Source organism: Empedobacter sedimenti, assembly GCF_030005555.1.
Taxonomy (GTDB): Bacteria; Bacteroidota; Bacteroidia; order Flavobacteriales; family Weeksellaceae; genus Empedobacter; species Empedobacter sedimenti.
Genome location: NZ_JASCQG010000003.1, coordinates 50,631 through 62,682 on the forward strand (window position 1 = coordinate 50,631; position 12,052 = coordinate 62,682).

The 12,052-nt window shown below is 30.3% G+C and carries 13 protein-coding genes; 4 read left to right on the plus strand and 9 right to left on the minus strand.

From position 1 onward, the window contains the following. Positions 1–47: 47 nt before the first annotated feature. A complete protein-coding gene (locus QHG34_RS04020; RefSeq protein WP_282628893.1) occupies positions 48–587 on the minus strand; it encodes a lipocalin family protein in 540 nt (179 codons plus the stop codon). A 124-nt stretch (positions 588–711) separates the two neighbouring features. Here QHG34_RS04020 and QHG34_RS04025 point away from each other — a divergent pair, with 124 nt between their 5' ends. From QHG34_RS04025 to QHG34_RS04035, 3 genes are read left to right on the plus strand one after another with little or no spacing between them, the layout of a single operon-like run. Next, a complete protein-coding gene (locus tag QHG34_RS04025; protein ID WP_282628894.1) occupies positions 712–987 on the plus strand; it encodes a DUF2089 family protein in 276 nt (91 codons plus the stop codon). Next, positions 980–1,459, plus strand: a complete 480-nt coding sequence (locus tag QHG34_RS04030; RefSeq protein WP_282628895.1) for a PH domain-containing protein — start codon at positions 980–982, stop codon at positions 1,457–1,459. The genes QHG34_RS04025 and QHG34_RS04030 overlap by 8 nt, the downstream gene beginning before the upstream one ends. Continuing rightward, positions 1,440–2,036 carry a hypothetical protein gene (locus tag QHG34_RS04035; protein WP_282628896.1) on the plus strand — a complete coding sequence of 199 codons (597 nt, stop codon included), beginning with the start codon at positions 1,440–1,442 and terminating at the stop codon, positions 2,034–2,036. Before QHG34_RS04030 ends, QHG34_RS04035 begins: the two co-directional genes overlap by 20 nt. Positions 2,037–2,083: 47 nt before the next feature. Here the strand turns inward: QHG34_RS04035 and QHG34_RS04040 are convergent, their stop codons facing one another. From QHG34_RS04040 to QHG34_RS04060, 5 genes are all read right to left on the minus strand, one after another. Further along, positions 2,084–3,673: a GMC family oxidoreductase N-terminal domain-containing protein gene (locus QHG34_RS04040; protein ID WP_282628897.1), complete on the minus strand. Its 1,590-nt coding sequence runs from the start codon at positions 3,671–3,673 to the stop codon at positions 2,084–2,086. A 67-nt stretch (positions 3,674–3,740) separates the two neighbouring features. Continuing rightward, a complete protein-coding gene (locus QHG34_RS04045) occupies positions 3,741–4,574 on the minus strand; it encodes a 5'-nucleotidase, lipoprotein e(P4) family (protein WP_282628898.1) in 834 nt (277 codons plus the stop codon). Positions 4,575–4,630: 56 nt separating this feature from the next. Next, a complete protein-coding gene (locus tag QHG34_RS04050) occupies positions 4,631–5,182 on the minus strand; it encodes a hypothetical protein (protein WP_282628899.1) in 552 nt (183 codons plus the stop codon). Positions 5,183–5,618: 436 nt separating this feature from the next. Continuing rightward, the gene (locus QHG34_RS04055; protein WP_282628900.1) at positions 5,619–6,167 is read right to left on the minus strand and encodes an acyl-CoA thioesterase; all 549 of its coding nucleotides are present in this window, start codon (positions 6,165–6,167) and stop codon (positions 5,619–5,621) included. 4 nt (positions 6,168–6,171) lie between these two features. After that, positions 6,172–7,695 (minus strand): GH3 auxin-responsive promoter family protein, encoded by a 1,524-nt coding sequence (locus QHG34_RS04060; protein WP_282628901.1) that lies wholly within the window; start codon positions 7,693–7,695, stop codon positions 6,172–6,174. 242 nt (positions 7,696–7,937) lie between these two features. On the opposite strand from QHG34_RS04060, the gene porW reads away from it, so the two are divergent. Beyond that, positions 7,938–10,364: a type IX secretion system periplasmic lipoprotein PorW/SprE gene (gene porW / locus QHG34_RS04065; protein WP_282628902.1), complete on the plus strand. Its 2,427-nt coding sequence runs from the start codon at positions 7,938–7,940 to the stop codon at positions 10,362–10,364. Positions 10,365–10,422: 58 nt separating this feature from the next. Here the strand turns inward: porW and QHG34_RS04070 are convergent, their stop codons facing one another. From QHG34_RS04070 to QHG34_RS04080, 3 genes are all read right to left on the minus strand, one after another. Then, entirely contained in the window at positions 10,423–10,674 is a 252-nt protein-coding gene (locus QHG34_RS04070; RefSeq protein ID WP_282628903.1) for a DUF6952 family protein, read from the minus strand. After that, entirely contained in the window at positions 10,655–10,972 is a 318-nt protein-coding gene (locus QHG34_RS04075; protein WP_282628904.1) for a thioredoxin family protein, read from the minus strand. The genes QHG34_RS04070 and QHG34_RS04075 overlap by 20 nt, the downstream gene beginning before the upstream one ends. Positions 10,973–11,136: 164 nt before the next feature. Beyond that, positions 11,137–11,763 (minus strand): peroxiredoxin, encoded by a 627-nt coding sequence (locus tag QHG34_RS04080; RefSeq protein ID WP_282628906.1) that lies wholly within the window; start codon positions 11,761–11,763, stop codon positions 11,137–11,139. Positions 11,764–12,052: the final 289 nt, after the last annotated feature.

A 12,052-nucleotide genomic window follows, 5' to 3' on the forward strand; every position in this document is an offset into this window, starting at 1 on the left:
AAACCACTCAAAATTGAGTGGTTTTTTTTGTATTCTATCTTATATAATTACTTAGCTATTGTCACTTGTGATGGCCAAATTAGTTTAGAAGGTTCAAACCCAACTTTCATAGCCGAATCTAAAAAACGATCTTTTACTTTATCTGAAATTTCTTTTTTACGAGATAAAATCCATAAAAACTTATAATCTTCACTTGCAACTAATGCATTGTTATAATCTTTATCAAAATCAATCACATATAATTTACGTGCAAAAGTTGGTAAAAAAGTAGTTTTAAACAAACCTACATTCTCAATCTCTTGATTTGCGATACCTTCTGTTTTGTCCCAAGCTTTTTTCTTCGCATCATATCCACGTACAATTACTTCTAAGGATCCGTCTTCGTTCAACGTAAAACGATGAGTAACGTTAGTTTGATTTTTTTGTACTTTATTCTCCAAACGAGCAATTTCGTACCAACGTCCTACAAATCCACCCAAATCAAAATTTTGCGCTGGTTTGTATTTCACATTCTTCTTATTATGATTTACGATATATGCAGTCGTCCCAATCGCAAGCGCGGCAAGGGCTAATTTCTTTAAATTCATTCTTCTAAATTGTTAGGTTGCAAATGTATCAATAAAAATAAAATTGAAAAAATCAGATTTCTAATTTTGATATTATTAAAATAATATTTAATTTTATTTAAAACACTTTTAATTTTATTTAAAAATGATTAAAAAATTACCTGTCTTATGTCCTAGTTGCGAAGGAGAATTAGCTGTAGAGAAATTAACTTGTAATAATTGTCAAACACAAGTTGTCGGAAATTATGAACTTCCTTTATTCTTAAAACTTACAAACGAAGAACAAGCTTTTATTATGCAGTTTTTTGTAAACTCTGGCAGCTTAAAAGATATGGCAAAAGATTTTGAAGTGAGTTACCCAACCATGAGAAATAAAGTTGATGACTTGATTAGTAAGATTAAAACTATGTCCGATGAGTAAAGAATTTACAGTTTCTATGTCACCTTTCTTTAAGGTAACTACAATTTTTTTGGTTTTATTATTAATCTTAATTGGTGGAATATTACTTAAAGAAACAGAAATATATATTGCAGCTATTTATGTAATTATCATTTATCCATTGTTTTTATATTATTATTTAATTTCTTTAAATAAAATTAAAGTTGATTTAAATAATATTTATTTACAATCAAAAATTAAAACAATTGTAATTCCTATTAATCAAATCGAAAATATCTCTCGAAAATCACAAAATAATTTAATGATAATTGGAGCAAGAGGAATTTATGGTTTGATCGGAGTATCTATGGACAACTATAAATGTAATATTAAAGATAGAACAAAGCTTATAGCTATCGAATTAAAAAATGTAAAATATTTGATCAGCTGTGATCAACCTGAAGAGTTCATTAACACAATAAATACAATCAAAAATGATAAAAAAGCTTCTTAATCCATTCGCTTTCTACAACGATAAAATCTTACTTGTAATAGGAATAGTAGCTCATTTTGTATTTACTTATATTGCCAAATTAAACGACTCATTTTTTCCAGATTTTTTGAGTATTAAGAAAAACGGGATACATTACACTTATATTGATTTACTTTATCAAAATACACGTAATCTACTTATTGCAGTTGTTTTACTCTACATTTTAGGAAAAATCATCAATAAAAGAACACGAATTATTGACATTGTAAATGTTGTACTAATTTCTAGAATTGCTTATTATATAGTGTTTATCACCGATTTTATTCCGATTGTCAATAACAACATGGAAAAAGTACTGAAAGGTGTTACGACAAATAATCTGGCCGTTTTACAAGAAACATCTACAATGATTGTTGTATTAATAGTCGCTTTTGTAGCAATCTTTTTTATTTGCGTAATGTTTTATTATTTGTACATAGGCTTCAAGACTGTGACTAATCTCAAAACAATACAACAAACCTTTGCTTTTATTGGTACAGTATTGTTAATCATAATCTTTACCTCAATATTAACGCTAATAACACCACTAACGATATGAAAAAAATAAATAATTAAAAGAGCTTGAATTTATCAAGCTCTTTTAATTTATACCTCTAACTCATTTTCTTTAATCAAATTCTCTATACAATATTCTGCAATTGCAGTAATTGTCAAAAAAGGATTAACTCCAATTGATCCTGGAATAAGAGAGCCATCAATTACAAATAGATTTTGATGATTATTCAACTTTCCAAATTGATTGGTAGCTTGTCCTAAAACAATTCCACCTAAGGGATGATAACAAACATCAGCTCCAAATCCATTGTTAAAAAGCATGTGACTTCTGGTCCCTCCATTCGCTTTATTCATTTTACGAACAAAATATTTTGCATTATCTCGCATTTTAGCTGTATTATTCTCGTTCCAATTAAGCTTAATTGCATTTAGATTTGAATCATAATAAACTGATCCTTTTTTATCAACTCTATTAATCATCAAATACAATGTTGTCGCAACATTAAGTCCCATCGGAAGTGGTGCAATTTCAGTAAAAAATGTATGCTGAGGATCGTCCCAATTATCAACTCCACCAACGGGAATTGTAGAATGCTGAAAACCTACACCACCAGAAAATGCTTTTACCCAATTTCTACCTGTCATAAAGTTTCCGTTGTTACCCCAATTCTGACCAACATTATCTGTTAATTGTAAATTATTTTTGGATTGAGAACGTAACAAAATTTCTAAAGTTCCCATAGTTCCAGCAGCCATAATCAGTTTTTTACATGTAAAAACCTTTGTTTCTACAAGCTCACCAGAAGTATTAATTTGATTAATATTTAAAGAATACATTTCATCTTCTCTTTTTGAAATGTCCACAACCTGATGTAAATCTAGAATCTCTAAATTTCCAGTTTCTAAAGCTTTCTTTAAATATGTTTTATCTAAACTGTTTTTACCATAATTGTTTCCATAAATAACTTCTCCAGCTAAAGCAGATCGAGGAACTTCATTCGCATATTCTTTTTTCATATAGTCAAAATCGTACACATTTGGAACTCTTATCGTCTTAAAACCTGCTTTATGAGCTTCTTCTTCACCTACTCTATTGAATTTATAAAAGTCACATTCGTTCAAAAAATCTTCATCTGCTACATTTACTTTTAACTCTTTCTGAACTAATGGAAAATATTTTTCATAAAACAAATCAGCATCTAGATTAGGTAACATTTCTTCAAAATATTCTTTTTTAGGTAAAACAGCCATTCCTCCATTAACCAAAGAACCACCGCCAACACCTCTTCCTACCCAAATTTTAATATTCTCATAATCTAATCGATCTAAGGCTCCTGTAAGTGGTTTTAAAGGAAATATATTAAGAAATGGTGCAATTGTTTTTGTTCTTAACCAAGCTGCACTCTTACCAGGTTTTTTCATAGAAGAAAATGGAATCTTCGCTTTACCCCAATCCAATCCCATTTCCAGAAGAACTACTTTTTTACCAGCTTCACATAATCTCAAAGCTGCAACTGCTCCACCATATCCAGATCCAACTATAATAATTGGATAATGTTGAATATCGATTTTATTGTATGTTAATTTACGAAGTGGTTGTGCAAAAGAAAATGTAGAATTTGCAAAATAAAACCCTCCTACACTCATTGCTGCTAACTTGATAAAGTCTTTTCTATTCATATAAACAGTACTTTTTCAAAAACTATGCAAAAAAAGAAAAGCTCAGATTTCTCTGAGCTTTTAACTTTTATTTATTTGGCATTTCTTTCGCTGCATTATACAGAATCGAATCTTTTTGCTCTTGTGTCAAATCATATTTATAATCAAACACAGCAGATTCCCAATCTCCATAACCAACATTTGGCAATACAATAAACTTTTTACCAAATTCAGCTTTCAATGTTTCTACTGCTTGCGCTCTCTCCTTTTCAGATTTATGATTATCAAATAATGAAGAAAAATCTGTCAAACTATCTCCTAAAAGCATAACAATTTCGTAATCTTTTGCCACATTTTGACGACGTGTTTCTTTACTACTTTCTTTACTTCTTAAAATTAAATTTTGAGGAGATTGAATTGGATAATTATACTTCTCTAAATTAGCTAAAGTCCCTGGTCGTTCAACTTCATAACGATTGGTAATATAGAAAATCTGAACTCCTTTGCTCGCTGCATATTTGAAAAAATCTAACGATCCCGCTAAAGGAGTTGCAACACCTTTTGATGTCCAATTTGCCCAAGAATCTTGTGTCCACGTTTTCCCTTGTTTCGCCATTTCTACAGCGTAATATGAATTATCCAAAAACGTTTCATCAATATCAGTTACAATCGCCAAAGGTTTATTTCCTTTTTTAGCAATTGCTTCATCCAAACGCTCTTTTGCAATATTATAAGCTTGTCTACTTAAAGCTTGATATTCTGCTGCACGTTGCTGATAAAAAGCCGCATAGATTTTTCCATCAACTTGCAAACTTTGATATTGCGTTTGTTTTTGTTGTTGCTCAGTCGCTACTTTTGGAGTTTGACAAGCTGTTAAACCTAAAAGTAATGCTGTTCCAAGCATCAATTGTATATGTTTCATATGATAAAAATTCTGAGGTGTAAAATTACGGATTCCAATTGAAATCGAACAAATGATTAAGCAATCACTTTTATCGATTCAAGTTTTGATTGATGAATATACTTCGTCAATTGATATGGTTGATTGTTAATCAATAAATCAATTGTTAATGCATCATTTTGATGAAACTCATTCAAATCAATCTTAAAAAAATAAATATTTCGGATTACTTGTAACTCTGGCAAAATGGTATTTTTAAGTAAAATATCATTTGTTCCCATGTTTAATTCTCCATAAAAAGTTACATCTGCTTTTAATTGCTTTTTTGTAGAAAATGAAGAATAAATTGCTTCTTTTAAATCTATTCTAACCGTTTTTTCGGAATGATTGTAAATTGTTATTAAAATATCTAAGGTATCATCTTTTTTTGTTATTGATGATAATTCAAAATCAAATAGTGAATCATTTTCAACAACTTCATTCATAAACTCATCTTTATCAATAGATAAAAAAGATAATTTTGGTTCTTCTGCCTCATCAATTAACTGATCTGTTGATTTTTTTGAATTGATTTTTCTCCAAATCACAAAGATTACCAATACTATAATTAAAAGAAATGCATATTTCATGATGCAAAGGTAGAGTTTTCTTCTTTTTTAGCTTTAGAGAAACTAAAAAATCAACCTTTTATATAATTTTCTTTCGAAATCTATAAGCAAATGTGACTAAAACTAGAAAAATTCCTACACTAAATCCATTAATATAGGACGGATTATTTTGTTGTGCTGGTTGTTCTTTAACTTCAGTTGTAGTTGTTCCACTAACTTTTGTTAAAAGACAAAAAAAGACACTAAGCAAAATAATATATTTATTATAATGAACCTTCATGTTTAATCTTTTACTACTAATCTTAAATTTAGAAATTTTTTCTGTAAAAACAACTACATTTAGAAGAGACAAACAAAGGGACATTTTATAATAAATAGTAAAACAGTAAGTTATATATTTATTATAAAGAAAAAAAGCTTAATTCAATTCCGAATTAAGCTATATATTTTATTAAAATTAATCAATTTCGATCTTTACATCATGATTATTTAGCAGATGATCAATTAATTCTTGTGATTTATAATCGATTGAATTTTTGACTTGTTCTTTCGCTTTTCTGTGCTCTTCTATCCTATGAAGCGCTTTATAAAAACGTCTTACTTCGTTCAGATTTTTCAAAATCAATTTAGGAGCTTCAGATTTTTCACCATTTTCGTCTTTACAAATCATGGTAAAATACGATGAATTACAATGTTTCACTTCTCCAGATTGTATATTCTGACTTTCTACTCGAATACCAACTACAATAGAAGTTCGTCCGACATAATTAACAGACGCTTTTAGTGTCAAAAGCTCTCCTACTTCTACAGGTGTTAAAAAATCAACGCGATCCACAGAAGCCGTAACACAATATTTGCCCGAATATTTTGAGGCGCATGCAAATGCAATTTGATCTAAAAGTGATAAAATAAAACCTCCGTGAATTTTTCCACTAAAGTTGGAATGTGATGGTAGCATTAATTGCGAAAAAGTTACAAGTGAACTTTTTACCGTTTTGTAAATCATTTTATTAGTTGTTGTGTGTGTTTTCAATTTTAGGCTTGATTAGGTTTAATTGATAAAATTCATCTGCAATTTCGCGATTATTTGATAAACGCGGAACTTTATTTTGACCGCCAAGTTTACCAATTGATTTCATATATTCTTGAAATCCATTTTTTACAACAACAGTAACAATCAAAGGTTGTAAAATATTTCCGGTAACTAAATCATCATAATATGTATTTTGTTTTCGCATTTGTAAATCCAACTCATTTACAAAAGCATCAATATCTTGCGGTAATTGATCAAATTCTATTAACCATTCATGATAAGGCAGACCTTTTACAGGATTTACTTGCGGAGCAACTGTAAATTCATTTACACTTGCAGGAAATATCTCGATTGTTTTCTGCAAAGCTTGTTCTACTTCGTGACCAATAACATGTTCGCCAAACGCAGAAGTATAATGTTTTATACGTCCCGAAACTACAATACGATAAGGTTTTATCGATGTAAAACGAACTGTATCGCCAATATTGTAACCCCAAAGTCCGGCATTTGTGTTTAAAATTAGAACATAATCTTTATCAATTTCAACATCTTTTAAGGAAATTCTTGTAGGATTTTCATTAAAAAACTCATCCACAGGAATAAATTCATAAAAAATTCCATTGTTCAATAATAACAATAAATCTTCTGTTTTCTGTGTATTCTGATAAGCTATAAATCCCTCTGAAGCTGGATAAGTTTGGATACAATCTATTTTACGTCCAATTAATTGATTTACTTTTTCGCGATAAGGCTCGTAATTTACACCTCCAGTTACCATTAACTGTAAATTCTTGAAAATTGATTGAACATTTTCTTTTCCAGAAACTTTAATCAATCGTTCAAAATACATGATTAACCATGGCGGAATACCAGAAATTAAGGTCATATCTGCATTTACTGTCTCCTCTACAACTTTATCTACTTTTGTTTCCCAATCTTCTATAACATTTGTTTCGTAAGATGGTAAGCGATTTTTTTGTAAATAATTAGGTACAAAATGCGCACTAATACCAGAAAGTCGACCAACTTTCAGTCCATTTTTATCTTCAAGAATTGGACTTCCTTGCAAAAAAATCATTTTTCCATTAACAAAGCTTGAATTTTGCGTTTCGTGAATATAGTACAATAGCGCATTTCTCGCAGAGTTAATATGATAAGGTATTGATTCTTTGGTAAGCGGAATAAATTTTGCACCAGAAGTTGTACCAGATGTTTTAGCTAAATACAAAGGTTTTCCGGGCCAAAGAATATCAGCTTTTCCTGCAACAACCTCATCAAAATAATGTTTCAAACCTTCGTAGTCATTTACAGAAACCTGTTGCTTAAATTCTTCATAAGAATTAATCTGATCAAAATGATGATCTTTACCAAATTGCGTATTTCTTGCAGAAGCTATTAATTCTTTCAGAATTCTGTCTTGTGTTTGGATTGGACGATCAATCCATTTTTGTTCTTTTTTGACAATGCGTTTGGCAAAAATTTTCGCTAAAAAAGCTTTCATGCTCTTTGTTTAAAACATTATTATTGCTCGAATTTACTTGAATATTATCAATAATTAATCAAATTTTCGATGATTTTTCTTAGTCATTATGATAAACGGATTAAATCTAAATTGTTAACAATCATTTTATTCAAATATGACCTCAAAAACTCTCTTCAATATATTTCTATCTAAAAACCAGATGGCGTACAAGATTTTTTGTAATCGAGCGTTTTATTGTAGATTTGTTTTTATTCGCTAACATGAAAAAGATTGTACTGAGTATATTCGCCGCAAGTTTTTTAATCGGCTGTTCTACACAAAAAGATAACTTCCAAAACCGACAATATCATAAAATGACATCGTGGTTTAATGGAGTTTTCAATGCTGAAGAAGAGTTAGAGAAAAAGAACGATGAATTAAAAGCAAATTACATCGAGAATTACTCAAAAATATTACCTGTCGGAATTGAGTATTATTCTATTTCAGATTCTACCAATTTTAGTGGACAAAACACGCCAAGTTTTGGTTTCAACTCAAACACAGATAATAAAGATAAGGTTGAAAAACCTGTTGGTTTTGCAGCCGTAGAAACAAAGGCTTCTAAAGTTATTGAGAAGCACTCGATGTTAATTAAAGGACAAGAACGAAACAAAATGATGGGACGAGCGTATTTACTAATTGGTAAATCGTTGTTTTATCAGAAAAAATATTTTGAAGCATTAGATGCATTAAACTATGTTTTCAAAAATTTTAAAGGATCTAAATATGCTGAAGAAGCTAATGTATATAAAACAGTTGCTGAAATAAAAGGAGGAAATTACTTTGATGGAGCAGAGACTCTAAAAGATCTGTACGATAGTGATCCTTACAAAAGCAAAGAATTAAGAACAATGATTGCGCGTACTTATGCACAGTTCTTAATCGATCAAAAAAAATACGAAGAGTCTTTAGAGCCTTTACAAAAAGCTGAATATTATTCGACAAATAAAGATGAACGTGTTCGTTTGTTTTATACTCTAGGACAAGTTTACTCAAAACTTGGTAAACAACAAGAAGCTGGTGAAGCATTTACACAAGTTTATAAAATGAGTCCAGGATTTGATCTCGAAATTAAATCTCAGTTAGCAATTGCAGCCAATTTTGATCCTAAGATTAATAATTATTCTAACTATAAACAGAATTTATTAGACATATCAAACAAAGGAATCTATTCCTCGAAGAAAAACGAGTTGTATTACGGAATTTCTGAAATGGCGTATAGATCGGATAAAATGGATGATGCAGTAGAATATGCTAAATTGAGTTTAGCAGAACCAATGTCAGATCCTTACATTCGTGGTCGTGCATTTGAAAATTATGGAAACATCAAATTCAAGCAGAATGATTATGTTTTTGCCTCTGCTTATTATGATTCGGCACAATCAAGTTACAATTTGAAAGAAGATCAAGATCGAATTAAATTTCGAAATGATGCGCTGAAAAAGTTGATGGAGAAACATTATTTGGTTCAGAAAAATGATTCTATTTTAAAAATTGCTGCACTTCCAAAAGAAGATCAATCTAAATTCTTTACATCTTACATAGAGACTTTAAAGAAGAAGGAAGAAAAGAAAGCCGAAGAAGAGAAAAAAGAAATAGAAACCTTTCAATTAGAAACTAAAATGGCTAGTTTTAGCTCAAGTTTTAAAGATGATATAGATAAGGGAAAATTCTATTTTTATAATCAAAATTTACGAACATCAGGACAACAAGAGTTTCAGAGTGTTTGGGGAGGAATTTCATTGAAAGATAATTGGCGAAATTCTAATGCTATAAATACTACTATAGAAGATAAACAAGCTGAATTAACTGGACAAATTGCAGCGGGAGATCCCAGACGATTTGAAGTTGACTATTATTTGGAGCAAATTCCGACCTCGCAAACAACGTTGAATAATTTGAAAGTTGAACGTGACACAACACAGCTATCTCTTGGCGTAGGCTATTATGAAACCTTTAATAATGTAGATTTAGCTGGTAAAGAGTTAAAAGCTTTGGTTACATCTCCTCCAAAATCTGAGGATGTAAAACTAAAAGCAACCTATCAATTGTATAGAATTTACAAGGATCGCGATAAAAAATTAGAAGAGCAATATAAAAATGATATTCTAACCAATTATCCGAATACAATTTATGCTGGATACATTTTAAACCTAGAAGTAGAATATATTACTGCTGAAACAAAAGAAGCTATAGCTGCTTACAAAGAAGCTTACGATTTATATAAAGCTGAAAAATATGCAGATGTAAAAAAGAAAGTACAAGAGGCAATTATAAAATTTCCGACAGAAATTCTCATTGCAAAATTTGCTCTGCTTAATGCCTATGTTATTAAACAAACTGCTACACAAGCTGATTTTGAACAAGCTTTAGAAATCGTAGCCACAGCTTATGAAGGAACTGATGAAGCAAAACAAGCTAAACGTTTGTTAGATAAGTTAAGAGCTCCGAAATCAGCAGTAACAACAGAAGAAAAAAATAATTCTGTAACACCAATTACAAATGTACAGCAAGAAATAGATACTACTCAGCCGCAAGTGGTAAATGAAGAACCTATACAACCTACTCCACCACAAAAGGAGAACAATAAAACAAATGTTATAAAACCACCAAAGAAAGTAGTTACAGAAACTGGTTGGGATAGATAAAAAAAAGGATTTCACATTAATGTGAAGTCCTTTTTTTTATATAAACTAATTGATAAAATTATTTATCAATAGATCCCATTACACGTTGCATAAAAGTATTGGCAGCAGTACGCTCGTCCATACCTTCGTCATCCATCATTTGTTTCATTTCTATTGCTCCACAAATGTTAGAGATCATCTCTCCTATTACTTCTTGTTCTGGCTCTTTTACAGCTGGAGAATCAGCATAAACTTCCAAAACTTCTAAAGCCGTTTCCATTGCTTCAACAGAAAGGTTTTTTGCTAAATTCTTAAATACCGGCAGTTTCATTGATCAATTCTTTTACAGCATCAATTTTAGATGCAGTTACTTGTCCTACATTTTCTCCTCCTTTAAAAACTGCGAAAGTTGGTAAATTCGGAACATCAGCTAATTTTCTTGATTCTACTAATTTTTCAGCATCAACGTATAAAAACTCCGCTTGACCTTCGTATTCAGCTGCTAATTTTTTGAATTTTGGTTTTACCAAACGACAGTTTCCGCACCATCCAGCACCATATTGTACAATTACTAAGTTGTTATCAGCTACAACCTGAGCTAAGTTATCTTGTTCTAATTCTGCAAACATTTTAATAATTTTTAAGCGTTAAAAATTGGATATAATAAAGGCTGTCTAAGATATGAACTTAGTGATTTTTACTGAGAATTAATTCTTTAAAAATCTCCTGTCAAGTAAATTAGACAGCCTTTTTGTTTATTTTGGGAATCTTAGAAGATTCACCCTTTTTTATCTTAGTTGTTAGATAAGTAAGTTGCTACACCATCCTTAGTAGCATTCATTGCTTCTTTACCTTCTTCCCAGTTAGCTGGACAAACTTCACCGTATTTTTCTACGTGTAAAATAGCGTCTAATAAACGTACATACTCATCAATGTTACGTCCTAATGGTAAATCGTTGATTGTTTCGTGACGAACAACACCGTTTTTATCGATGATGAATGTTCCACGGTAAGCCACTGGAGCTCCTTCAAATTTTAAAGAATCGTTTTCTTCATTGTAAACGTACTCACCTGCTAAAACTCCGTAATCCATAGCGATAGTTTTTGCGAAATCTGCAACAATTGGGTAAGTTACACCTTCGATACCTCCGTTATCTTTTGCAGTGTTTAACCATGCTAAGTGCGTTTCTTCTGAATCTACAGAAGCAGCAATAACAACAGCATCTCTTTTTTCGAATTCAGCTAATTTAGCTTGGAATGCGTGTAATTCTGTTGGACAAACGAATGTAAAATCTTTTGGATAAAAGAATAATACAATGTTTTTCTCACCAATTGGTAAAGAAAAATTTTCTACAATTTCGTCTCCATCAATTACTGCTGGCGCTGTGAATAAAGGCGCTTTTTTTCCTACTAATGACATAATTTTAATTTTTATATTTTGTTTTATAATTCTCAATTTGATAAAACTACTTAAGTTTTTATCTCTTTTACTACTGCAAATTTAGTCCTATAACTCCATTTGTCAATAGATTTTCTATTTCTATTATAGATCAAACTATAAATATTATCTATTAGTTAAATTAATTATAATTATTCTAGATAATATATCTTGATCTACTATTACTGCTAATTTACAAACTTCTTAAGCAAGAAAGTATGATTTCTCTTATGTTCACAATAATTTAAACTGATTAAATTTTTATTTCTAT

What these genes read in the sequence shown, in the direction of transcription:
- QHG34_RS04025 (WP_282628894.1), top strand. Translation starts at nt 712, where the DNA reads ATGATTAAAAAATTACCTGTCTTATGTCCTAGTTGCGAAGGAGAATTA.
- QHG34_RS04075 (WP_282628904.1), bottom strand. Translation starts at nt 10,972, where the DNA reads ATGTTTGCAGAATTAGAACAAGATAACTTAGCTCAGGTTGTAGCTGAT.
- QHG34_RS04020 (WP_282628893.1), bottom strand. Translation starts at nt 587, where the DNA reads ATGAATTTAAAGAAATTAGCCCTTGCCGCGCTTGCGATTGGGACGACT.
- QHG34_RS04070 (WP_282628903.1), bottom strand. Translation starts at nt 10,674, where the DNA reads ATGAAACTGCCGGTATTTAAGAATTTAGCAAAAAACCTTTCTGTTGAA.
- QHG34_RS04040 (WP_282628897.1), bottom strand. Translation starts at nt 3,673, where the DNA reads ATGAATAGAAAAGACTTTATCAAGTTAGCAGCAATGAGTGTAGGAGGG.
- QHG34_RS04060 (WP_282628901.1), bottom strand. Translation starts at nt 7,695, where the DNA reads ATGAAAGCTTTTTTAGCGAAAATTTTTGCCAAACGCATTGTCAAAAAA.
- QHG34_RS04050 (WP_282628899.1), bottom strand. Translation starts at nt 5,182, where the DNA reads ATGAAATATGCATTTCTTTTAATTATAGTATTGGTAATCTTTGTGATT.
- QHG34_RS04030 (WP_282628895.1), top strand. Translation starts at nt 980, where the DNA reads ATGAGTAAAGAATTTACAGTTTCTATGTCACCTTTCTTTAAGGTAACT.
- porW (WP_282628902.1), top strand. Translation starts at nt 7,938, where the DNA reads ATGAAAAAGATTGTACTGAGTATATTCGCCGCAAGTTTTTTAATCGGC.
- QHG34_RS04080 (WP_282628906.1), bottom strand. Translation starts at nt 11,763, where the DNA reads ATGTCATTAGTAGGAAAAAAAGCGCCTTTATTCACAGCGCCAGCAGTA.
- QHG34_RS04045 (WP_282628898.1), bottom strand. Translation starts at nt 4,574, where the DNA reads ATGAAACATATACAATTGATGCTTGGAACAGCATTACTTTTAGGTTTA.
- QHG34_RS04055 (WP_282628900.1), bottom strand. Translation starts at nt 6,167, where the DNA reads ATGATTTACAAAACGGTAAAAAGTTCACTTGTAACTTTTTCGCAATTA.
- QHG34_RS04035 (WP_282628896.1), top strand. Translation starts at nt 1,440, where the DNA reads ATGATAAAAAAGCTTCTTAATCCATTCGCTTTCTACAACGATAAAATC.